Genomic DNA, 24,401 nt, shown 5'->3' on the forward strand with positions numbered 1-24,401 from the left:
GGAGCTGGTGGGCGAGTGGTCGCATCCGTATAGCCGTGAACAGGCGGTGTATCCGCTGGACACCTTGATCGACAGCAAATACTGGCCGCCCGTAGGCCGCGTCGACAACGTCTTCGGCGACCGCAACCTGATGTGCGCCTGCCCTTCAATCGCCGACTACGCATAACCCCCTGTAGGAGCTGTCGCAGGCTGCGATCTTTTGATCCTGTTTTCAAAAATCAAAAAATCGCAGCCTCGTTGCACTCGATAGCTCCTACAGGTGAACACCGCATAACCCACTGTAGGAGCGAGCTTGCTCGCGAAAAACCCAAGGACGCCGCTGGGCACCCGGGTTTACGCGTCATCGTTCACAACCATCGCGAGCAAGCTCGCTCCTACGGGTGAACCCCCATTTTGAGAACAACAGAGGACTTTCACCATGTTCAGCAAGCACGACCAGATCAAAGGCTACGACGACCAACTGCTGGCGGCGATGAACGCCGAGGACGCGCGGCAAGAGCACCACATCGAGCTGATCGCCTCGGAAAACTACACCAGCCGACGGGTCATGGAAGCCCAGGGCAGCGGCCTGACCAACAAGTACGCCGAAGGGTATCCGGGCAAGCGTTACTACGGCGGCTGCGAGCATGTCGATGTGGTCGAACAACTGGCCATCGACCGCGCCAAACAGCTGTTCGGCGCCGACTACGCCAATGTCCAGCCGCACTCCGGCAGCCAGGCCAATGCTGCGGTTTACCTGGCGTTGCTACAGGCCGGCGACACCGTACTGGGCATGAGCCTGGCCCACGGTGGTCACCTGACCCACGGCGCCAAGGTGAGTTTTTCCGGCAAGCTCTACAACGCCGTGCAATACGGCATCGACACCGCGACCGGGTTGATCGACTACGACGAAGTCGAACGCCTGGCCGTCGAGCACCAGCCGAAAATGATCATCGCCGGTTTCTCCGCTTACTCGAAGACCCTCGACTTCCCGCGCTTCCGCCAAATTGCCGACAAGGTGGGCGCCTACCTGTTCGTCGACATGGCTCACGTCGCCGGGCTGGTCGCCACCGGTCTGTACCCGAATCCACTGCCCTACGCCGACGTGGTCACCACCACGACCCACAAGACCCTGCGCGGTCCACGCGGTGGCCTGATCCTGGCCAAGGCCAATCCTGAACTCGAGAAAACGCTCAACGCCGCCGTGTTCCCCGGTGGCCAGGGCGGCCCGCTGATGCATGTGATCGCGGCCAAGGCCGTGTGCTTCAAGGAAGCGCTGGAGCCGGCGTTCAAGGCGTATCAGACGCAGGTCATCCGCAACGCCCAAGCGATGGCGCAAGTCTTTATCGATCGTGGTTACGACGTGGTGTCCGGTGGCACCGACAACCACCTGTTCCTGGTCAGCCTGATCCGCCAGGGCCTGACCGGCAAGGACGCCGACGCGGCGCTGGGCCGTGCCGGTATCACCGTGAACAAGAACGCCGTGCCCAACGATCCGCAGTCGCCGTTCGTGACCTCGGGCCTGCGCATCGGCACCCCGGCGATCACCAGCCGCGGTTTCAAGGAAGCACAGAGCATCGAGCTGGCCGGCTGGATCTGCGACATCCTCGACCACCTTGGCGATGCCGATGTCGAGGCTCAGGTCGCCCGCCAGGCTGCCGCGATGTGCAGCGATTTCCCGGTCTACCGCGACTAAGCAAACAATATGGAACCCTGTGGGAGCGAGCTTGCTCGCGATGGCGGCATGACAGTCAGCATTGATCTCGACTGACACGGCCTCATCGCGAGCAAGCTCGCTCCCACAGGTTCCGTGTCCTGCCTGATTAGCTGCCTGCACAAGGAAAACCCATGACTGCCATTGTTGAAGCAGCGCAAAAAAGCCCCGCCAAAGTGGAAGTCGGCACCAAACTGCGCGGCGCAGAAAAGGTCGCGCGCATTCCGGTAAAAATCATCCCCACCGATGAATTCCCGCGCAAACCCGAATGGATCCGGGTACGCATGCCGACCTCCCCCGAGGTCGACCGGATCAAGCAACTGCTGCGCAAACACAAGTTGCACAGTGTCTGCGAGGAAGCCTCGTGCCCGAACCTGGGCGAATGTTTTTCCGGCGGCACCGCGACCTTCATGATCATGGGTGACATCTGCACCCGGCGCTGCCCGTTCTGCGATGTCGGCCACGGACGGCCGAAACCGCTGGACGTCAACGAGCCAGCCAACCTCGCCGTGGCCATCGCCGAACTGCGCCTCAAATACGTGGTGATCACCTCGGTGGACCGCGACGACCTGCGCGACGGAGGCGCCCAACACTTCGTCGACTGCCTGCGCGAGATCCGCAAGCTGTCGCCGGGCATCCAGCTGGAAACCTTGGTGCCGGACTATCGCGGACGGATGGACGTCGCCCTGGCCATCACCGCGTGCGAGCCTCCCGACGTGTTCAACCACAACCTGGAAACTGTGCCGCGCCTGTATAAAGCGGCGCGACCGGGCTCGGATTTCGAGTGGTCGCTGGACCTGCTGCAGAACTTCAAGCACCGGGTGCCGCAGGTCCCGACCAAATCCGGTCTGATGCTGGGTCTCGGGGAAACCGACGACGAAGTCATAGCGGTCATGCAGCGGATGCGCGAGCACGACATCGACATGCTCACCCTCGGCCAGTACCTGCAACCCTCGCGCAGCCACTTGCCGGTGCAGCGTTTCGTGCACCCGGATATGTTTGCGTGGTTTGCCGAGGAAGGCGCGCGGATGGGCTTCAAGAACGTCGCGTCGGGGCCCTTGGTGCGTTCCTCGTATCATGCCGACCAGCAACTTCATGGAGGTTTACACGTCAACGATACTCACGGAGCGCTGGCTTAGATGAGCGACTGAGTGTGGTTGTTTGCTTAATGCAAAGGGCCCCGAGTGGACGGCGCTCTGGCACCTGGGTTAGGTTTCGTATCCGCTTATATTTTGGGCTCCACGACCATGACTGATCGCCAGATCATCGTTCCAGACAGCATGAAATTGCTCAGCGAGCAGGCGGGTTATGCGCCAGCTGTGAAGGTAGGAAAAACGCTCTACTGCGCGGGCCAGGTAGGCCGGACGCCGGAATTAGCGGTTATCGAAGATCCTGAGCAACAGTTCTTAGCCGCATGGGAGAATCTGCGGCTCGTCCTGGTAGCCGGTGGCTGCGAATTTGAGGATGTCGTCGAAATGACGACCTATCACGTCGACATGCAACGCCACATGCCAATCTTCAGACAAGTGAAGGATGACGTCTTTCCCAGAGGCACGTGTGCATGGACATGCATAGGTGTCGCGGAACTGGCTCGACCGGGGCTGCTTGTGGAGATCAAATGCATCGCCGTGCAGCGATGATGTTTCAGATCGGCAGGTGAATTAGTAGATCCTGGATGGTGCCCATCCATGCGGCAGTAGCGCTGAAATCTCACTCGCCCTTCAGAGGGATTCTTTTGTTCATGGGTTATTCCCCGCCCGCATGATTACAAGGATGGATCATGTCCAACGCTCCCGATGGCTGGCCGTACCAGGACGTACCCGCCTTGTCATAAGCAACCGGTGTCTGTCAGCCCCCGCCAATGTGAATATCCATCGCTGAACGATGATCGGCCGGCCAGAAGCCTTCTCTCGAACAGGTCTACGAATGTGCGGCCGGCTCAGTCATTGGAAGCCTGACCAGAAAAGTGGTGCCGCCACTCCAGTCGGAGCTGACATCGATTGATCCGTTATGTGAGGCCACAACCTCTGAGGCGATAAACAGGCCCAAGCCCAGCCCCTCTGTCGGCCCGTGATCAATTGCAGATCGCTGAGAGAAACGCCCCAAAGGGTTGAATATAAACGGGAGAACGTCTTCTGGTATGGGCTCACCGCTGTTGTGAACGGTGAAAATAGCGCTGTCTTCCGAGGCCTTTAACTCCACCTTGATTGGGAGTTGATTATCGCCATGCTGTACAGCGTTGCTGATTATGTTCGAGAAGACTTGTTCCATTCTGGCGCCATCGAATTGCCCTTGAACTGGTGTCTTCGCTTCGAACATGACCACGGCCTCTGGATAAAACGCTCGGATTTCTTCGACAACACGTTCGCAGACGCGCGATAGATCCAAATCCGTCTTCTTGACGGGAATGCCTGGGCCCATTTGGCAGCGGGTCAAATCAAGCAGGTCTCCAACAATCTGGCTCGCTCGCCGCACGCTTGTGTATATCTGGTTGGCAACCTTGGTATTGCGGTCTCCGGCCCCTTCCGAGCGCCTCAACATGTCGGCACCCAGCAAGATCGCTCCAAGCGGAGTGCGCAAATCGTGGCCGAGAATGCCTAGAAATACGTTGCGTGACGCCTCAACGGCGCGTGAATAACTGGCGATGGATTCGGCGAGAGCCTGATCGATGGCCTCGTGGAATCGGGTCATGTCGTCGACATTGATCGGCGCGCCATCCTTCACTTGCCTCATCCATTGACTGACGACACTCGTTCTCAGTGCTCGATATTCCGACACCATTTGATCGATCGTGAAACCTGCCATCAACCGCGTCATTGCATGGGTTTCAGCTGCTGTTTCTTCATCGTTTACCGGGGCTTGGCCTTGAGACTTGGCAGCTTGCTCTCGCCTCGTCTGCTTTGTCCGCAGGTCACTCACAATTGCCCGCAACATTTGTTCGGCATGATCTCGCAGAGCTTCACTATCGAGGTCCTCACCCGGCGTCTCGATAGTTCTGGCGAAATCTTCCCAAGCCTGCAGAATCGGCTCAAGGTTCTCAAGAATGAAATCAGACAGGCGCATGTCAATAATCCTAATGGGAGGCGATGCAGACGCCGGCAGGAGAGCGAGGCTGCGCAGATTGGGTGTGAGCGGGTGTCAGCAGTGTAGGAGGTTGTGTATGGCTTTTAAAGCTTGGTCCGTTTCAGGCCCGCTTGGTCGATACGCACGATCAAGGCATCAACAGCGTTAACACCGACCCTGATCTCTTGCGTCCATTGCCAGGGGCACCCCTGCGCAAAAGTGACGTACTTCATCCTGTCACCGGTTTTCTTCTATCAAGCCCCGACTGCCTGTCAGGGCTTGCCTCGTCTCAACCATTTTTCTCCCGCAAACCCGCGCTCGATTCTCGAACCACAAGCGTCGCCATGGGCGCATCAATGCGCTGACGCTGGTCGGTGCCAGACTCATTGATCTGTTCGAACAGCAACTCGATCGCCAACGCAGCCACCTCTTCCAGGTGCATGTTCAACGCCGTCAGGGGCGGTGTGCATTCCCGTGCGCGGAAGCCGTCGTAACGGGTGACCACCTTCACATCCTGCGGCACCTTCAGACCTTTTTCGTTCAGCGCCTGCACCGCGCCAATCGCGAACGCATCAACCGGCACGCACAGACCGTCCAGGTCCGGATAATCGTCCAGCAATTGCGCACAGGCAGCGGCGCCGGCCGCTTCGCCACCCGCTTCGTCGGCGCGAACGATCGCCGGGGTCAGGCCATGGGTTGTGCAATAGGCGCGGTACGCTTGCTCCATGTCGAGGTAGGAATGCCGGGACTGAATGCCGATCACCAGGCCGATCCGTTGAGCGCCCTGCTCGTGCAAATGATCGAGCAGCAAGGCGCCCGCCGCTGCGCCGTGCATGTCGATGTACGGCAAGTCGAAACCGGCCTCGGGCTGGCGTCCGATCGATACCAGTTTCACCCCTCTTTTACGCAAGCGCGCGATGTGCGGGTCGTTGGCCACCGGCTCGATGATCACTGCGCCGTCGATATCCAGCGTATCCAGCAAGGCCTTGGCCTCGTCCATCGGCGGCACCAGCACCAGTGCCACGCCCCGACGCAGGGCCGCTTCCGTCGCGGTCGCCGCGATCTCCATCAAAAAGCCCAGGCGTGACGATCCGCCTGCTACGGCAAACGGCATCGAGGACAGCAGCGCAATGGCATTGGCCTTGCCGGTGCGCAGGCGCTGGGCGCGCAGATTGGGGGTGTAGCCAAGGCTGGCGGCGACTTTTTTGACGCGCGCGCGGGTCAGCGGATCGACCTGGCCGCGGTCGTTGAGCGCGTGGGAAACGGTGGTGCGCGATACGCCGGCAGCGTCGGCGACGTCGGCAATGGTAGGGCGGTGGTTGTCGTTATTTGGCATCGGTTGGGGCAACTCAGTCAGCAATGCTGCCGAGTTATACGCGCACCGACGGTTCTCGGCCACTCAGGGTCATCGGCGACGGATGGACCGTTGACAGCCTTTCAGAACGGGAATACATTTCACCCAAATCGATTTGGGCACATACCAAAATCGATTTGGTTTGGGATTTACCTGCACGATCCCGACCGAAACTACGTGACGTTTAAAACAATAATCAAAAAGCCGTTGATGCTGGCTTTACGTAGAGGTGGGATATGCCGGATAACAAGAAAAACCCCGTTTCCCCTGTTGATGAGCGACTGCCCTGGCGGCAGCTGCTGATTTTTGGCGCGCAGCATGTACTGGTGATGGCGGCCTCGCCAGTTGCCTCGGTCTTCCTGATGGCCACGGCTTTAGGCTTTTCCAGCGAGCTGACCCTGCAGTTACTGAGCGCGACCTTTTTGGTTTGCGGGCTGGGCACGCTGATCCAGTCGTTAGGATTGCGCGGCTGTGGCGCGCGCTTGCCTTTCATCATGCTCCCCGGTGGGGCGCCGATCATGTTGTTCATTCTGATTGCCCAGCAAAACGGCGTGGCGACGGCTTCCGGTGCGGTCATTCTGACGGGCGTCTTCTACTTCGTGGTGTTGCCGATCTTTCGTCGGCTGCTGCGTTTCTTCCCCTCGGTGGTGGTTGGCACGATGCTGCTGCTGGTGTCCGTCAACCTGATCAAGCTGTCGGGCGAGCTGATCGTCGGCCGGCCTGGCAGCGCCGACTTCGCCGCCCCGCAGCAACTGCTATTGGCGTTCTCCACGATCGTCATCACGGTGCTGTGTTCACGTCTGTTGCGAGGAACGCTCGGCCAGTTATCCATCTTGCTCGGCCTGGTTGGCGGCAGTCTGCTGGCGGTCGCCTTGGGGGCGTTTGACAGCTCCCAATTGAGCTGGTGGCCGTTGCTGAGCCTGCCGGCACTGATGCCGTTCGGCGTGCCTCAATTCGATCTGTTTGCCTCGATCCCGTTGATGCTTTTTTGTCTGGTGTCCATGGTTGAAGCGACGGGACAAACCGTGGCGATCAGCGAAGCCGTGGACAAGCCGCTGGATATCAACAGGGACGTCACCCGCACCATTCGCGGCGACGCACTGGCATCCATCCTCGGCGGATTCATGGGCACGTCGCTGATCATCACCAGCGGCGAAAACATCGGCGTCATCCGTGCCACCCACGTTCGCTCGCGCTATGTCACCGCGGTGTCCGGCGTGCTGCTCCTGCTGTTTGCGCTACTGGCACCCCTGGCGCGGTTGATCGGCGGCGTACCGGAAGCGGTCGTCGGCGGCACCAGCCTGATCGTGTTCGCCATCGTCGGCACCATGGGCATCGACATGCTGCGCAAAGTGGACCTGCGGCACCACGGCAACATGTACGTGGTGTCCGTGGCCCTGGCGGTGGGCTTGCTGCCGATTCTGGTGCCAGGGGTCTACAGCCATTTCCCGAACGGCCTGGCCGGGCTGCTCGGCAATGGCGTCGCCATGGGCGCCGTCACCGCCGCGGTGATGAATTTCCTCTTCCATTGCGTGGGTCGCCAGGACAACGGCGCGGACGCCAAGGCCGATCTGACCCACTCACCACATACTCACTAAGGTTGCTCCATGGATCGCACAGTTACTACGCACCTGCCCTCTTCTCCTGAACAACTGCTTGCACCGCAACAGCTGTTGGCACCGGACTGGTTGATGCTGCCGGATGGCCCGCAGCGCGGTCAGGCCGTGCTGGTGGTCGAGGGCAAATTCGCCGACGTCGGACCGCTGCCACTGTTGCAGGCGCGTTATCCCGCGCATCAGGTGCAGCGTCTCGAACAGCAGTTGTTGATGCCGGGTTTCATCGATACCCACCACCATCTCAGCCAGAGTTTCGGCAAAGGCCTGGTCTTCGGCGAACCCTCGGAAATCTTTCGCCGGGTTTGGATACCCCTCGAAGGCTCGCTCGATTCGGAGTTGCTGTACCTGACGAGCAAACTCGCGGCGTTCGAATCCCTGCGCGGCGGCTTCACCACGGTGTGCGATGCCGGCACGCGCTCGACCGAAGGCGTCGAAGCCATTGCCAAGGCCGTTCATGAAGTCGGCATACGCTGCGTACTGGCGAAGACCTGCAACGACATTCAAGGCAAGCAAGTGCTGGATGCGCGGCAGATTCTCGCGGCGGCGGAACGGCATTTGTCCCAGTGGAATAACGACGCGCTGATCACGCCTTCGCTGGCCGTGCCTATTCCTGAAATCGCCACTGACTCGACACTCAAGGCGGTCTACCGCTTATGCGAAGAGTCCGGGCGGGTGTTCCAGAGCCACGTCAACGAGCACCTGGTCGCCGTCGAACGCTCCCTGGAACTCTACGGCGTCAGGCCCTTGGAGCAACTGCACCGGGCCGGCGCGCTAGGCCCGGCGGCGCTGCTGGCCCACGCGACCTTACTGACGCCAAACGAGATCTGCCTGTTGCGTGATAGCGGCGCCGCAGTGAGTTACAACCCTGTGGCCAGTGCCTGGAAAGGCAACGCCGTGGCCCAGGCACACCTGATGCACTGCCTGGGCATCCCGGTGGCACTGGGGACGGACGGCACCCGCGGTGATGGCTTCCGCCTTCTGGATTACGCCGAAGCCGCCCAGCGTTTTGCCCACGGTATCGCCGTCGGGGATTCGGTCTGTGGCGGTGGGCAACTGTGGCTCGACATGGGCACGAAAAACGCTGCGCAGACGCTCCACCTCGGCCAACTCACCGGACAGATCGCGCCCGGCCACGCCGCTGATTTCCTGCTTGTGGACCTCGCGGTGCCGGAACTGCTGCCGTCCTGGAACCTGACATGGGACCTGGTGCGCCTGGCGAACAGGGATCAGATCCACGCTGTCGTGGTGCAGGGCAAAGTCCGTCTGTGGCAAGGCTGGCCGACCGACTGGGACGCTCGTGAGCTGATGCGACAGGTCGATGCGCTGGCGCGGGACATCGTCAGCCAGGCGCCGATCCATAAAGTCCATCCACTGCCCTCCGTGGCATAACACTCTTCGTTATTGGGTAAAAGATGACCTTACCATTCGACCCGCTCTACCTCATTGCGCTCGCCGTGGCGTGCGGTGCGCTGATCCAGGGGACAACGGGCATGGGCTTCGCCCTCATCGTTGCGCCGGTGATGGGCTTGCTGGCGCCCGAATCCCTGCCGGTCAGCCTGTTGATTCTGATGTTGCCCTTGAACGCGGCAATCGCCTGGCGCGAGCGTGAGGCGATCGACTTTCGGGGCAGTTCGTGGATTACCGTCGGGCGTTTTGTCGGTACGTTCGGCGGCGTCTGGATACTGTTCTGGCTGCCGCTCTCACAACTCAACGTGCTGATAGGCCTGTCGACGATCGCCGCGTGCCTGGCGACCTGGATGGCGCCCTCCTTCGTACCGGGACGCCGTGCGCTGATTTCCACGGGACTGATCACCGGCATCACCGAAACGGCTACCGGCGTAGGCGGTCCGCCGTTGGCGCTGGTGTATCAGCACTCGCCGGTGGCCACTTTGCGAGGCTCGGTCGCCCTGTGCTTCCTGGTGGGCGAAGTGATTTCCCTCGTGGTGCTGGCGCTCGGCGGGCATTTGCACGCCGCGCAGGTGACACCGGTATTGAGCCTGTGCCTGCCCTTGGCGCTTGGCGTGATCGCCAGCCATTGGGCCCGGCACTTCATCAATGAAGCGCGCCTGCGCCGGTTTGTCCTGATATTCGCCTTCGTCTCCGGATCACTGTTACTGGTGCAATGACCACCGAGTTTTAGCGGCTCGTTCAGGGCCGCTGCCGCACGCCATTCGATTTGAACTCACTGCATTCGCGCTGGCGGATGCAGCGGATTTCTACAGCCAGAAATTGGATAAAAACAATAATGAAAATGACCGCCAATCTTCGAATCGCCCTCACGCTTTCCATCGTCGGCACGCTGCCACTCAAGGCCATTGCAGCCGGTTTAATCGACGACGCCAGCGCCACCCTCAACCTGAGAAACTTCTACATCAACCGCAACTTTTCCAACCCTGCATCGCCCCAGGGCAAGGCCGAAGAGTGGACCCAGAGTTTCATCCTCGATGCCCGCTCCGGATTCACTCAAGGTGCAATAGGCTTCGGTTTGGATGCCCTGGGGCTCTACTCGATCAAGCTGGATGGCGGCAAGGGCAGCGGCGGCACGCAGCTGTTGCCGATCGACCGCGACGGACGCCCCGCCGACGATTTCGGGCGCCTGGCGCTGGCGGGAAAAATGAAAATCAGCAAGACCGAACTCAAGGTCGGCGAGTGGATGCCGGTACTGCCGATCCTGCGCTCCGACGATGGGCGTTCACTGCCGCAGACGTTCGAAGGCGGGCAAATCACCTCACGAGAAATCGAGGGCCTGACCCTGTACGGCGGTCAGTTTCGCCAGAACAGCCCGCGCAACGACGCCAGCCAGCAGGACATGTTCATGCTGGGCAAGACGGCGTTCGTCTCCGACCGCTTCAATTTCGTCGGCGGTGAATACAGCTTCAACGACAAGCGCACGATGGTCGGCGTATGGAACGCCGAACTCAAAGACATCTACCAGCAACAATACCTGCAGGTCGTCCATAGCCAACCGTTGGGCGCCTGGACACTGGGCGCCAATCTTGGCTATTTTCAGGGCCGCGAGAACGGCAGCGCCCGGGCGGGCGAGCTGGATAACCGTACGATGTCGGCCTTGCTGTCCGCTCGCTATGGCGGCAATACCTTCTATGTCGGTTTGCAGAAACTGACCGGCGATGACCCCTGGATGCGCGTCAATGGCACCGCCGGCATTTCACTGGCCAATGACAGCTTTAACAACACCTACGACAACGCCAGGGAACAGTCATGGCAACTGCGCCACGACTACAACTTCGTCGCGCTCGGCATACCCGGCCTGGTGATGATGAATCGCTATGTCAGCGGCGACAACGTGCACATCGGCACGGTCACCGATGGCAAGGAGTGGGGGCGCGAAACCGAGCTGGCGTACACGGTGCAGAGCGGTTCATTGAAGAACCTCAACGTGCGCCTGCGCAACGCCAGCATCCGCCGCGATTACAGCAGCAACGAGTTCGATGACAATCGGGTGATCGTCAACTATCCGTTCAGTCTGTTTTGAGATAACGCGTTTTACGCACATGGAGATGACGTTGGCCGGGTAAACTTGTTGTCCGCCAGAACAACAATCCCGGCACCAGACCGGGTTTCAGGATGAGCACAATGAGCCGAATCCGCCCTATCTGCCTGATGGCAACCTATAACGAGTGGATGAACGCAAAGATCTATGAAGCCGCCAGAAGCCTGCCAGATGAGGAGCTTTCTGCGGACCGGAAAGCGTTTTTTGGCTCAATCCTCGGCACGCTGAATCACTTGGTGGCCGGCGATACCGTCTGGCTGCAGCGATTCGCCAGGCACCCGGCAAACCACCTGGCTCTGCAACCCATTCTTCAGCGCCCTAACCCCACAAGCCTCGACCAATTGCTGTACCCCAATATCCGCGAGCTTTCCGCACAACGGGTGTGGCTCGATCAGATGATTGTCGAGTGGTCACGCTCCATTGCAGAGTCAGATCTGGATCACGTCCTGAGTTACGCCAGCATGAAGGGAGTACCGGCCGACAAGGACTTTTATGGCCTGGTCATGCACTTCTTCAACCATCAAACGCACCACCGCGGACAAGTCACGACCTTGCTTTCACAGGCGGGCGTCGACGTAGGTGATACGGACCTGGTCATCCTCATCCCCTCCGGGCACACCCCATAGCATCCGCGCACACCCCGCCCCCTGTAGCAGCTGGCGAAGCCTGCGTTGGGGCGCGAAGCGGCCCCGATTTTCAAACGGACACCACAGCGTCTATAAGCGACCGCTTCGGTCGAGCGCGACCCCGGAGCGGACGCAGCCTTCGGCAGCTGCTACACAAAGCCCGCACACACACGCCCCCTTGTAGCAGCTGGCGAAGCCTGCGTTGGGGCGCGAAGCGGCCCTGCTTTTCAAGCAAACACCACAGCGTCTGGACAGCGACCGCTTCGGTCGAGCGCGACCCCGGAGCGGACGCAGCCTTCGGCAGCTGCTACACAAAGCCCGCACACACACGCCCCCTTGTAGCAGCTGGCGAAGCCTGCGTTGGGGCGCGAAGCGGCCCTGCTTTTCAAGCAAACACCACAGCGTCTGGACAGCGACCGCTTCGGTCGAGCGCGCCCCCGGAGCGGACGCAGCCTTCGGCAGCTGCTACACATAATCCGTGCACTCCCCAGCTGGCGGATGACGATCCCTAACTCCACCAATGCAACGGAAGGCCGCCCCGTTCGCCCATAGCCGCTGATTTATTAGTTGAAGTCGTGTCACCCAATCGGAGTACTCATATATTCACGATCTGTGGTGCGCGCGATAAACAATTAGCTTAACTTCCCCGACGACGATGCGCAGAGAAAGATCTTTCAAAGACCATCACCCATGTATTTCCGCGACCAACACCAGCGCGCCGGACACTTTAACTTCTGCCGCTTCTTCCGGCCTAATAAAAAATAAGACTACTCCTAGTCAATTATAAGAGAAGCCCGAATACAAATTGTTTCAACCTAAAGTCAATATACTCACGCCTCCCGTTAAAATCGTACGATGCGGGCAACCAGGGTTGAGAACATAGACCTCTGATGCCAAGTATCCTCGGCAATATTCTAACATCAGGTAGATGGGCTACAACGGCGAGCCGAAGCACTGACAAGAGATTTACCCAAGGCTTCTAGAAACGCTTGACCAACCATTCGGCCGCCGCGATTGAAGACCAAAAATCCGCTTTGGATTTTTCGCGTCATTAAATACTGTTAATACTTAAAGGAAATAATATGAACAGCAAATTCGCTATGATGGCTCTGCTCGTTGGCTCTGCTTTTGCTTCAGTCGCTAACGCGGCAGACGGTACTATCAACTTCGTCGGTAGAATTACCGATCAAGCCTGCACGATCGACCCGGCAACCGCTAACCAAACTGTAACACTCGGTGCGGTACGAACGGGCGCTTTTGGTCCTGCGGGTAGTGTAGCAGCACCTACTCGCTTCGGTATCACTCTGACCTCTTGCCCTGCCGCAGTAACAACCGCTACGTTGAAGTTTGACGGGCCAACCAGTACTGCCAACAGTAATTTGCTTGCCTTGACCCCCGTTACAGGGGTGGCCGAAGGAGTGGCTATCGGTATCTATGAAGTCGACAATTCGAATCTGATTCCGGTGGGTGCGGGTGCAAAAACAAAAACGCTGGCTTCGGGCGCCAATACTACCATTGAGTTTGTGGCGAAATACGTCTCCACCGCGGCAACCGTAAAAGCTGGCACGGCAAACTCAGTAAGTAACTTCACCGTTTCCTACAACTAACTATATCGGCAGATAGATTCCGACCGGATGTTCAGCGGGATCATGATGTCTTCACCGAGCTGAGGCGCTCTGCTGTTTGTATTCAGCATCCCTCGGCTCCACCTTTTGAAGATGTACGAGAAACTAAGGAGCACGCCGTGTCTCTGTGGCTAAAGTTCGGCTGGCTGGCTATTTTTTTGTCAAGCATGACAAACAATGCGCAGGCCGGAATAGTAGTTGGCGGTACACGCGTCATTTATGACGGCGGAAAAAAGGAAACATCCATCTCTGTAATAAACCCTCAAAAGTCCGTTCCTTATTTGATTCAGTCGTGGGTTGAGGGTGAAAGCGATTCATCCAGTGTGAAACCACCTTTTATTATCACACCTCCGCTGTTTCGACTGGATCCCGGACAAGAAAACATTCTGCGAATTGTACACATCAAGGGGCAACTGCCCACCAATAAAGAGAGTGTCTACTGGCTAAGTATCAAGTCTATTCCGTCGAGCGAGCAGTCGGAGACCAATACACTACAGATCTCAGTAAAAACACGAATAAAATTATTTTATCGCCCTGCGGATTTACCGGGCGAGGCTAATCAGGCTTACAAAACCCTTAAATTCGCTCTTAGCAACAACCAACTGACGGTCAACAACCCCAGCCCTTACTACGTGTCTTTCCACAACGTGAAAGTCGGAACCAGCGAAATTAAAGACGCTGGGATGATTGCCCCATTTAGCACACATAATCTGACTGTGCCGACGGGTGCTACTGGCCAGGTTAGTTGGCAGGCTATTAATGATTATGGCGGTATTAGCGAACCTACTACCGAAACACCGTAAATCTAACGCAACTCACGCCAGCAACTTTTCATGATGCTACTTCAATGTCGTGCCCGGTAATAGTCAGGAGGAGATACTCTTTCGCAACTCCGGGTGGAGATAATATGTGATGAATAAACTCATGCGCACCTTTGTACCCGGCACTAAGAAAGAACCGTGGGCCAAATTCAGTCCTGCCCGCCTCCCACTGATACCTTCCCTGCTGACGCTAGGGTTACTGGCACACGCGCCGCTGTTGCTCGCGCGCGATTACTTCAACCCATCAGCGTTGGAAATGAACACCGGCGATCCGTCCCAGCTCGACCTGGAATCATTTTCAAACAACGGCAGTCAAATGCCAGGAACTTACCGGGTCGATATTTACCTGAACAACGATAAAATCGATACGCGTAATGTCACTTTTGTCAGTGTTGAAGACAGCTTGAAACCTGAACTCACTGTCGGCCAACTCAGCGCAATGGGCGTAAAACTCAACAGCTTTCCAGCGCTGCAGCATCTCTCGCCAGAACAAACAGTGACTAATCTTGGCCACTATATTCCCGATGCCAGCAGTCGCCTGGACTTTGCACAGCAACGGTTGGATCTGAGCATTCCGCAAGCCGCCCTTAACAACGAAGCCCGTGGGTATGTGGACCCTGCCCTGTGGGATTCGGGCGTAAGCGCCGCGCTTATGAATTACAATTTCAGTGGCGCCAATACAAAAAATGACGGTCGCGCCGGAACGAGTGATAGCTATTACCTCAACCTGCGCAGCGGGTTGAACCTGGGGGACTGGCGCTTGCGCAACTACTCCACCTTCAACGACAACAACGGCCAGACGCGTTGGGATAACGTAAATACTTACCTGCAGCGCGACATCGCGCAATTTAAAGGTCAACTGACGCTAGGTGATAGCACGACCCCAGGCGATATATTTGACAGCCTTCAATATCGGGGCGCGCAACTGGCTTCAGACGATAATATGTACCCCGATAGCCTCAGAGGCTTCGCTCCCATCGTACGAGGTATTGCGCGCAGCAACGCCCAGGTAACCGTGCGCCAGAATGGCTATATCATTTATCAAAGTTATGTTCCCGCTGGGGCGTTCGCCATTACGGACCTTTATCCCACTTCCGCTAGCGGTGATCTGAACGTAACAATCACCGAAGCCGATGGTTCGGAACGCAGCATTGTGCAGCCGTTTTCCGCCGTGCCCGTGATGCTGCGTGAAGGGCGGCTGAAGTATGCGTTGACGGCGGGCGAATACCGGACCACAAACACTGGTGCATCGACACCGAACTTTGGCCTAGGCACCTTGATCTACGGTTTACCTTATGCCACTACCGTCTATGGTGGGGTATTGATCGCCAACAAATACAATTCCCAGGTCGTGGGGTTCGGTCATGGTTTCGGCCATTGGGGCTCACTCTCAATGGACATCACACAGGCCAAGACGGAACTAAGCACCGGTCAGGATAAAACGGGGCAATCCTATCGCTTTCAATATGCCAAGGATATCGAAGCGACCAACACTAACTTCACCCTCGCCGGTTACCGTTACTCGACCAGCGGCTTCTACGATTTCCAGGAAGCCAACGAGATAGGGTCAATGGGGCGCGACAACCAATGGCGGGAAAACTACAACAAACGCAGCAAGGCTCAACTCAATATCAATCAGTCGCTGCAGGACTACGGCAACTTATACATCAACGCCTATCAACAAGACTATTGGGGTCGAAGCGGTGTCGAACGAAGCATGAGCCTGGGTTATAGCTTAGGCAACCGCGGGGTAACATACGGATTAAGTTATACGCTAAGTCAATCCCCTGAGCGAAATCATAAGGATCAACAGCTATCGTTTAACGTGCAAGTACCGTTCGATAAGCTGCTACCGCACAGCTGGGCAAGTTACAACATCAACACTACCAAGGGCGGTAGTACCAACCAGCAGGTTGGTCTGAGCGGTACAGCCCTGGCCGACAACAATCTGAACTACAGTATCGACCAAAGTTATACAAACAAGGGTACGGGTGCCAGCGGCAATCTAAGCGCCAACTATCTGGGTACCTACGGAGAGGCCCGGGCGGGTTATAACTATACAGACGACTCGCAACAGGTTAACTACGGTCTGCAAGGAGGCATTGTCGCCCACCCCAACGGCGTGACCTTCTCCCAACAACTGGGTGAAACGATCGCGTTGGTCAAGGCGCCAGGCGCCAGCAATACCCAAGTGCAGAATAACACTGGCGTGCGTACCGATTGGCGGGGATATGCCGTCGTCCCTTACGTCAGTACTTATCGCAGGAACCGCATTGCGCTCGATACCGAAACACTGGGCGACGATGTCGATATTGAGACACAAACGCAAACCGTCATTCCGACCCGCGGCGCAGTGGTAGTAGCCAACTTCCAGACCCGAGTGGGTAGCCGTGTGCTGATGACATTGATACACCGTGATAAACCCGTACCTTTTGGTGCTACGGCTACGTTGGCACGAGACGTCAACGCGCCAGAAAACAGTGCAATTGTTGGAACAGATGGACAGGTATACCTGAGCGGTGTTGCGGACACAGGAAGTCTGCAGGTGAAATGGGGAAAGGGAGTTAACCAGCAATGTTTGACTGAATTCAGATTACCTGAGGCGGATGCGGTGTCATCAATTAGAGTAATGAAGCAAACGTGTATTTAAGGAAGATCATTTAGTGACGGCTTGCGAAATGGATGCGAAGGCACAGGTTCAAAGCTTTTGGTGTGCCCTTCAAAGTTTTGCGCCACCCATTACTAGCCACAATGGGCAGTGATGAGCGGTCGATGGCGCGAAAAAGCACTTACCTGATGTCCGTCCATGTCTAAATCACTCAATAATGCGGCGATTCGCTTTATATAAGGATCAATCATGAATATCCTGATTAAATATTTAACCTGGAAGACTCTCGCTATATTATTTTTATCAGCCACCTCATGCGGATGGTCATTGCTGGCAAACGCAGCTTGCCAGCCGGTAAATGGCTGGTTTAACAAGGCGTATAATATTGCGGTCCCGAAAATAGTGATTCCTCGCGACACACCTAATGGAACACTGCTTTGGTCCAAATTGATTTATTTTGGAGAAGAAGCATTTACAGACCTCTGTGGTGGGTATGCGCTGTGGGCAATGTACCTGCCACAAAGTAACCATGATGGGTTCGGTAACGGGATAAAAACCAACGTGCCAGGCATTGGCATCCGACTTTATAGTATTGCCGACCAAGTACCGTTTTCATCGTACCTTCGGTCCGTTGCCACTCCCATTAAGCGTTGGTCCTCCCCCCCAGATACGGTAAAAAAATGGGTATGGAATGACGGGATTCAGATTGCATTGTATAAATATGGGGATATATCACCTGGCACGTTGCGGACAGGGGTGTACGGCGGCATATTAGATTGGGACGACAACAGAATAGTAACCATCAACATTACTAATGGAGGCAGCTTTTCCACAACTGCTTGTGAAGTCGAAAATAAATCTATTACCGTGCCGATGGGAGATGTAAAACGAAGCGAATTTACTGCAGTAGGCAGCACTGCAGCAAACAAGACCTTTAATATTCTCCTTAACTGTGACGCCTCAACCAATATAAAAATGACGCTAACTGCCACTTCTGACAGTTCTAAAGCACCTGGTGTCATCGCACTAAACCCAGCCAGCGGAGGCACTGTTGCAGACGGGGTTGGAATACAACTGTTGAACAACAATAACCCGGTAACTCTTGGAGCACCCATTACGATTGGCACAGCCCCTGGCGGAAGTAGTCGCGTTGAAATGGTAGCTCGTTACTACCAAACAAAAAGCACGGTTACTGCAGGTGAAGCGAATGGCACAGCCACGTTCACATTTACTTATAATTGAAAGCAATAAAATCGTGCCACGCCCAGCCGCCAATAGCGCTATCAAAAACAAAGGACGCGTACTAAACCTTTCATAATCACCCTCTCAGCCCGCGCTCGCTAAATATGAATGATCACATTCACCGCTGCGAGCGCAGACTGAGCCCTATCAAACTTATCGAAAGGCACACCTGCAATTACTGGGACACTGATCAGTCGTTCAAGATTGTGATTCGTAGTTATCTACAATAAAAGATACTTTATCGATCAAATCGTTGACTTTCGACCACGCCGAGGCCATATCATGCGTCTCTAAACACACTCGCAGTTCATCACACATTCCGGCGGCCGCAGGCTCATTGAGCACCAATAGAGCGCCTTTCAAACGATGAAGTAACCCCATAAGTCGTTTCGGGTCGCGGGTGTTTGACGCATCACGCAGTGAATTCGCATCAGCCTCCCACTCAATCGAAAACAATGTTTGTAATTCGACCAGCGTCGTCGCTGGTAATGGCCCAAAGGTTTTCAATTCACTCACTGCCCCGAAATCACCCAAGACTTTTTCCAACAGCAGGCTCAATTGCTCCATAGTCGTGGGTTTATACAGCACTTCGAAATTGTAAGACGAGCAGGCCTCTTCCCCCACATCTGCTGTACTTATTATGACCGGAGTACCTATACCTTCAATTCGAAGCTTTTTGAGAAAGGTATAGCCATCCATTATCGGCATACCGAGATCGGTAATAACAACTTCATAGTCACTGACACGGCACTTATCTAACGCCTGCGCACCATCGGTGACGCAATCGACGTTATGATAACCCAACGCATTCAACTGGCACTGTAGCAACTTTCGACATAAAGCATCATCTTCGGCGACCAGTACTCGTGCGTTTCGCGAGACGGCTGAACTGAATGTATGAAGGGGAGTTAGTTCGTCTAAGTTCTCAAATTCGGTGCATGCTAACAACGCCAGCTTCAACATTGATGTCGAGAACGAAGTAACACACAAAACCTCCTCCCGGCGCTCCGGGTAAAGCGGGCCGTCAGCAGAAACATTGACAACGTCTACGTAACGATTACGCAAAGTATCGCACCAGTCAGGTTTTGAGTTTCCTGAAATAGCCAGAACCAAGATGGCCGCTTGGTTGTTAATCGCTGGTTCGCTCGAGCCGCTGCTGGCTATGATCTTCACGTCAGGAAACCAGAAGCTTATGTGCTCGACCAGGCTCAACTCCCACAGCGGCGAATCACAGACAAGCACCACTGTATCGAAACGCTTGAACGCTGGCTCGGCCGGCTCCGTACTTATCGCACCTTCCGGCTTGAGGGGTAAATCGACTTTGAATATGGAACCCTCGCCCAGTTCGCTATCAACAGAGATGTGTCCACCCATCAAGCTTGTAATCCGGCGGCACAATGCCAACCCCAGTCCGGTACCGCCGAAACGCCCCCCGATGGTCTGATCAGCTTGCGCGAAAGGTTCAAACAGGTTTTCAAGGCCTTCCTGCGAGATCCCGATACCGGCGTCGCTTACGGAAATATGTACCCACTGCCCATCATCCTCCACTTTACCCAATGTCACTCTGAGGGTGATGGAGCCATGCTCAGTGAATTTTTGGGCGTTGCTTAGTAGATTCATCAACACTTGGGAGAGTCTCTTGGCGTCGCCGCGCCATGAGCCACCGAGTCGGGGATCTATCAGACAAAGAAAACGTAAGCGCTTTTGCAAAATGGCGGGAGAAAATGTTCGAGCGCACCGTTCGATGACCTCACTCAGGAGGAAGAGCTCAGTGTTCAATTTGAACTCCTGAGCTTCAATTTTGGACAGGTCCAACACGTCATTGACGAGCGCAAGCAATGAGTCGAAAGCGTGGTGAATGGTGGATACCCTGCCTCTTTGATTGCGGGTAAGTCGCTCAAGGGCGAGTAATTCCAGATTGCCTAGCGCCCCATGCAAAGGCGTACGTATTTCGTGGCTCATGGTGGCCAAAAACATGGATTTCGCACTATTCGCATTATCAGCAGCTTCTTTCGCTTTTTGCAGGTAGCGCATGGTGGATTTTTGTTCGCTGATGTCAGTCATTCCGAGTAGCACGACGGCGACTTGTTTGTAACGTGCCCTTGAGTACGTTACCGAAATTTCGCGACGCCTACCCTTGTCATCCTGAATATCAACTTCAAATTCGCGCACCTCGCCTGCACCGAAAGGTCCACGCTCCACGCAGTCAGAGTCACTCCAGAAATCGTCTTCCAGGAGTACGCGCTTATATAAACTTTCCCCTTCAGATGATAACTCTAACAGTTTTATTGCTTGCCTGTTTTGAAGGACAACGATGTCGTTTGTCGGCTCATAAATGGTCAGTGCGACTGGGGCTGTGTTTAGCACCACTCGGTTAAATTCATCGCTGTCATAGATGATTCGGGCTTGTGCCGTCAAGGGAGTTAAAAAGTGCCTGTCAAAAAATAAAATAAAACCCCACAGAGCAGAAAGTATCAAGAACATTAAGACAGTGCTATTGATAAGCGGTTTTTTCAGAGCACTCGCCACTGCATACCAATCGAATACATAGATGGCGACCCAGTCAGGCCCCGGTATCAGTTTGGAATAGATAAAAATTCCGCCGCGACGTAAAACTACCGTCTCTCGCCCTGCTTTATCAAAATCAGCTTTGTACTTTAGCGCCAACCTCGCAAGCTTGTCTTCGGCAGGATCCCCTCTCCCCCCCAGCACATGACCGAAATTTCGCGACAGTAAAAAAAAACCGGGCTGATACTCAGTGTCTTGAAAGAGCACTGAAAACTTATCAACAGGAAACGTTGCCACGATAACGGCTATGCGCTTCTGGCCACAATAAACAGGCGCTGCATAGTGCCCGATCAACTCACTGGTGACGGGAGATTTATAAATAGGCAACCAGACAACTCGATTCTGCCGTATAAAATCCGGTGATAATTTCGACAACTCCGCCTCAACCATATCAATGGTAAAGTCCACGTAATTGACAACTCCGTAATTTTTGAGATTACTCATTTGCTCGACGCTCAATGGCGGAGATAATGCCAGCAGCTTACGATCGGCAGAATATACAAAGCCACTTAAGGAGTAACCAACATCCCGATAGTGCAACAAAGATGCCGAGGACAGTTCCCGCGTGATGTGTGGATCACCTGTGACATCTCTATTAGCGATGTCGTAATTTAGAAACGAAAAAATCATCGCCGGTGTTACTGTGAGTGCACGGCCTGCCACGTCAATGACAGGTTCATGCCCTGGTTCTTTGTCACTGCATTCTTGAGCATTTCCTGCATATTGGTGAACATGCTGCAATAGCTCATATGATTCGACGGCTTGTTTCAAACGCCCTTGATTGCGTTCAACATTTGTTTTTACTTTATCGCGAAGATGTTCAAACACGTTCGTTCGATCTTGAAAAAAATCGATAAGCAACATGGTACCGCTAACAGAAAAAATCGCCACCACAGTGATGGTGGCGGCCACACCGCCCACAAACAATAATCGCCTTGAATACCGAACTGATAAATCGGGATGTGACAGTACGCTTGTCGGAGAACTAAGAGACCTGGATCGTTGAATATATTTTGAAATGCTCACAGCGTTTCCCTCGCCAGCATACTCAAAAAAGTTTGCTAAACGCAGTTACCAGTTCTATATCGTTACAAGCACCCAACTTCAACATTGCTTGTTTTTTTTGAGTGCTAATTGTCTTGACACTGCGATCGGTGTGCTGAGCAATATCAGTGACCGACATCCCTCTTGAAAACATTCGAACGACTTCCAACTCCCTGGCGGTAAGCTGAGACGTCAGTAACGTCGGGGATGAAATATCACTCGATATCATATGCTGAAGCATTACTTTCGAAGTCAACGGATCAAGGTATTTTTCTCCCCCATAGACACGCGCAATGACGCTGGAAATGACTGACGCATCGTTGCTCGACTTGCTTAGAAAACCTGAGACCCCTACTTTTAAAGCGCGCTGTACAATGACAAGATCATCATGGGCGGTCAGTAGTATTATTTTTACACCTGGGTACAACCGTCGCACCTTCTCAAGTAAAAGCAGCCCATCGGGCTCAGAATCATTTTCAAAGGAATAGTCGCACACTAAAACATCGCAATGGGATTCGGACAGCCTGTTAAACAGCTGTGAAATAGTTGTCGCTGTCGCGACCACATGAAAACTATCTAACTCGTTAATCATCTTGCTCACGCCCATGACGACCACGGGGTGATCATCAGCAACAACAATATTTATTGGTTGCGCCTGCTGTTGATTATTGCACATACACTCGCCTCGATTACTTTCTAATGGACATGACATCACGTTAACTTTCAGCAGAGGATCAGTCGGACTTGCTTACCTTACAAACCCTGCAGCGATAGTAGATAACATCGGCCGCGAGCACATCTCCTGAACACCTAATAACAACTATCGACCTGTCCTATATTGCACTAGGATTTGTCCTATCCAGCCAAACTTTTTTGTTATGCCTATCTGTCTTATTGATTACTCCGGGACATTTAATAACAGGTAAAATATAGGACAGCACCGCATAACAAAATAAGACTTCTGGCAATTCAATAAACATGGCTCGTGGGGCAGTATTGGAAAACGTTGCCAGTCACGCTAGCTGAACCGCACAGCGTGAATTGAATTGATATTGGCCTTATTATCGGCGGATCTATACTGTGAAAAACCTTCGCGTGCTGGTTATTTCTAATAACCCCTTACTCCGCGGGAGTATTGCAGGTTTGCTTAGAGCCTCTGTTCCTGATTGCCTTTGTCATTCAGATACGGGCAACCATGCACTGGAATCTTTAATAAGGTATCCCTGGAACAGCATTATCTTAGACTCCACTCTTGTTGAAATAACGGGAGTTCAGGTCATAGACGCTTTGGCTGCCATTGGTTCGGACGCTCAGTTACTCATTATTCAGATGCCCACCCCGTGTATTGTTGATGCGGTAAAAGCCCATGCCGTGCACAAAAAAATCTCAGTGACGCTATTGAACGGTCTTTCTTCCGTAACCCAGGAAATCGAAAGAAAGATGTTATCTGTTATCCCAACAGACAAGCCGCTCATCGATCTATCGCTGGCACACTCTGCGCAGCTTGATCACGTGTCCGCGAATGGCTGCCTGGAACAGATAATTTCGTATTATCAACCCCAGATTAATGTGGCTACGGGAAGGATCTACGGCGCTGAAGTATTAGCGCGCTGGAACTATAAAGAGCATTTCGTATTGGGCCCGCTCGATATATTCACGGTGCTTAAAACATCCCGACAGCGTGAAGCTTTATGGCAGATAATGCTCACGAACGCTGCTACTACTCTTCATCGACTACAGGGCTCAGCCTTGAATCTCGCCGTTAATGTTTGCGCGGATGTCGCCAGTTCAGTGGACTGGTCGGAACACCTGGCAGACTTTTTTCGACGGTCCGCCCTTAACCCCCAGCAGTTAACCGTTGAAATTACCGAGTCACATTCCCAACGTTCCGAGTTGTCGCTGGCAGGTGCTGTTGCCCAGCTAAGGCTACGCGGTTTTCATTGTGCCATTGACGACTTCGGTACAGGTTTCTCCTCCATGGAGCGCCTGGCGACGACGCCTTTCAATAAATTAAAAATTGACAGGGGTTTTATCCATAGAGCCAGGTCCAGCGTGGCAGGCAGCAAGCTGCTTCAAAGCACCGTTGCGCTCGCGCATAACCTGGGACTGAAAGTCATTGCTGAAGGCATTGAAACAAAAGAGGACTACGAGCGTATTTGCAAGTTAGGCGTTGATATCGCACAGGGCTATTACTTCGCAACGCCGATGCCGTTAGAGAGTTTTGTAAACTATATAAAAATCAATAGCGACGTTGCCGAGCAACGCTGCGAAGCGGACTGAGTCAGTTCTTTTACCTAGCCTGTAAGAGGCGATAGCTCAACGGTGTAACGCTCTACACCAGGGTGACAAGATGATGGGTAAGCGTATGCGCATTCTGATCGCAGACAAAATACACATGCACCGGTACTCGATAGAAAAAATGCTGAACACATTGGGATTCTTTCGAATCGCCGTGGCGGCCTCTTCTGCAGAAACGTTAAAACTGACATGCGTTCCAGATTGCCCCGTGAGCCTCGTTATCATGGAAGACAGCCTCGTCTCAAATTCCTGTCTCAGAGACCATACACTCCACTCATCGACGGCGAATCCACCGTTCATACTGAGATACCGTGGCAATCCAGACGCATCTT

At 54.7% G+C, this 24,401-nt stretch carries 18 protein-coding genes; 14 read left to right on the forward strand and 4 right to left on the reverse strand.

Annotated elements, in window-relative coordinates:
* The 4 genes from AC3ZVB_RS26060 to AC3ZVB_RS26075 all read left to right on the forward strand — a co-directional run.
* Positions 1 to 166 (forward strand): hypothetical protein (locus tag AC3ZVB_RS26060; RefSeq protein ID WP_490148178.1); only part of this gene is annotated, 166 nt, incomplete at its 5' end.
* A 252-nt stretch (positions 167 to 418) separates the two neighbouring features.
* Entirely contained in the window at positions 419 to 1,675 is a 1,257-nt protein-coding gene (gene glyA, locus AC3ZVB_RS26065) for a serine hydroxymethyltransferase (protein ID WP_490148127.1), read from the forward strand.
* Between the two features lie 152 nt (positions 1,676 to 1,827).
* Positions 1,828 to 2,832, forward strand: a complete 1,005-nt coding sequence (gene lipA / locus AC3ZVB_RS26070; protein WP_490148128.1) for a lipoyl synthase — start codon at positions 1,828 to 1,830, stop codon at positions 2,830 to 2,832.
* Positions 2,833 to 2,940: 108 nt separating this feature from the next.
* Positions 2,941 to 3,333 (forward strand): RidA family protein, encoded by a 393-nt coding sequence (locus tag AC3ZVB_RS26075; protein WP_490148129.1) that lies wholly within the window; start codon positions 2,941 to 2,943, stop codon positions 3,331 to 3,333.
* A 280-nt stretch (positions 3,334 to 3,613) separates the two neighbouring features.
* Here the strand turns inward: AC3ZVB_RS26075 and AC3ZVB_RS26080 are convergent, their stop codons facing one another.
* Together AC3ZVB_RS26080 and AC3ZVB_RS26085 are read right to left on the reverse strand one after the other, a co-directional pair.
* Positions 3,614 to 4,756, reverse strand: coding sequence for an ATP-binding protein (locus tag AC3ZVB_RS26080; protein WP_490148130.1), 1,143 nt, complete (start codon positions 4,754 to 4,756; stop codon positions 3,614 to 3,616).
* Positions 4,757 to 5,045: 289 nt separating this feature from the next.
* On the reverse strand, positions 5,046 to 6,092 hold the full coding sequence (locus AC3ZVB_RS26085; RefSeq protein ID WP_490148131.1) for a substrate-binding domain-containing protein: 1,047 nt from the start codon (positions 6,090 to 6,092) through the stop codon (positions 5,046 to 5,048).
* A gap of 254 nt (positions 6,093 to 6,346) precedes the next feature.
* Here AC3ZVB_RS26085 and AC3ZVB_RS26090 point away from each other — a divergent pair, with 254 nt between their 5' ends.
* The 9 genes from AC3ZVB_RS26090 to AC3ZVB_RS26130 all read left to right on the forward strand — a co-directional run bounded on the left by AC3ZVB_RS26090 (position 6,347) and on the right by AC3ZVB_RS26130 (position 18,159).
* On the forward strand, positions 6,347 to 7,708 hold the full coding sequence (locus tag AC3ZVB_RS26090; protein WP_194692242.1) for a uracil-xanthine permease family protein: 1,362 nt from the start codon (positions 6,347 to 6,349) through the stop codon (positions 7,706 to 7,708).
* A 9-nt stretch (positions 7,709 to 7,717) separates the two neighbouring features.
* Positions 7,718 to 9,115, forward strand: coding sequence for an amidohydrolase family protein (locus AC3ZVB_RS26095; RefSeq protein WP_490148132.1), 1,398 nt, complete (start codon positions 7,718 to 7,720; stop codon positions 9,113 to 9,115).
* A 23-nt stretch (positions 9,116 to 9,138) separates the two neighbouring features.
* Positions 9,139 to 9,852, forward strand: a complete 714-nt coding sequence (locus tag AC3ZVB_RS26100; RefSeq protein WP_162438992.1) for a sulfite exporter TauE/SafE family protein — start codon at positions 9,139 to 9,141, stop codon at positions 9,850 to 9,852.
* Positions 9,853 to 9,971: 119 nt separating this feature from the next.
* Complete coding sequence (locus AC3ZVB_RS26105) at positions 9,972 to 11,219, forward strand: OprD family porin (RefSeq protein ID WP_490148133.1); 1,248 nt, start codon at positions 9,972 to 9,974, stop codon at positions 11,217 to 11,219.
* A 101-nt stretch (positions 11,220 to 11,320) separates the two neighbouring features.
* Complete coding sequence (locus tag AC3ZVB_RS26110; RefSeq protein WP_490148134.1) at positions 11,321 to 11,863, forward strand: DinB family protein; 543 nt, start codon at positions 11,321 to 11,323, stop codon at positions 11,861 to 11,863.
* A gap of 1,082 nt (positions 11,864 to 12,945) precedes the next feature.
* A complete protein-coding gene (locus tag AC3ZVB_RS26115) occupies positions 12,946 to 13,470 on the forward strand; it encodes a fimbrial protein (protein ID WP_490148135.1) in 525 nt (174 codons plus the stop codon).
* Positions 13,471 to 13,607: 137 nt separating this feature from the next.
* Positions 13,608 to 14,291, forward strand: a complete 684-nt coding sequence (locus tag AC3ZVB_RS26120) for a fimbrial biogenesis chaperone (RefSeq protein ID WP_490148136.1) — start codon at positions 13,608 to 13,610, stop codon at positions 14,289 to 14,291.
* 109 nt (positions 14,292 to 14,400) lie between these two features.
* Positions 14,401 to 16,959 (forward strand): fimbria/pilus outer membrane usher protein, encoded by a 2,559-nt coding sequence (locus AC3ZVB_RS26125; protein WP_490148137.1) that lies wholly within the window; start codon positions 14,401 to 14,403, stop codon positions 16,957 to 16,959.
* 207 nt (positions 16,960 to 17,166) lie between these two features.
* The gene (locus AC3ZVB_RS26130; protein WP_490148138.1) at positions 17,167 to 18,159 is read left to right on the forward strand and encodes a fimbrial protein; all 993 of its coding nucleotides are present in this window, start codon (positions 17,167 to 17,169) and stop codon (positions 18,157 to 18,159) included.
* A 198-nt stretch (positions 18,160 to 18,357) separates the two neighbouring features.
* Here AC3ZVB_RS26130 and AC3ZVB_RS26135 read toward each other — a convergent pair whose 3' ends face one another.
* Complete coding sequence (locus AC3ZVB_RS26135; RefSeq protein ID WP_490148139.1) at positions 18,358 to 21,639, reverse strand: ATP-binding protein; 3,282 nt, start codon at positions 21,637 to 21,639, stop codon at positions 18,358 to 18,360.
* 136 nt (positions 21,640 to 21,775) lie between these two features.
* Complete coding sequence (locus AC3ZVB_RS26140; protein WP_490148140.1) at positions 21,776 to 22,447, reverse strand: response regulator; 672 nt, start codon at positions 22,445 to 22,447, stop codon at positions 21,776 to 21,778.
* 404 nt (positions 22,448 to 22,851) lie between these two features.
* On the opposite strand from AC3ZVB_RS26140, the gene AC3ZVB_RS26145 reads away from it, so the two are divergent.
* Positions 22,852 to 24,051, forward strand: a complete 1,200-nt coding sequence (locus AC3ZVB_RS26145) for an EAL domain-containing protein (protein ID WP_490148141.1) — start codon at positions 22,852 to 22,854, stop codon at positions 24,049 to 24,051.
* Positions 24,052 to 24,401: the final 350 nt, after the last annotated feature.

This window comes from Pseudomonas sp. MDV22-iso1, assembly GCF_058145095.1.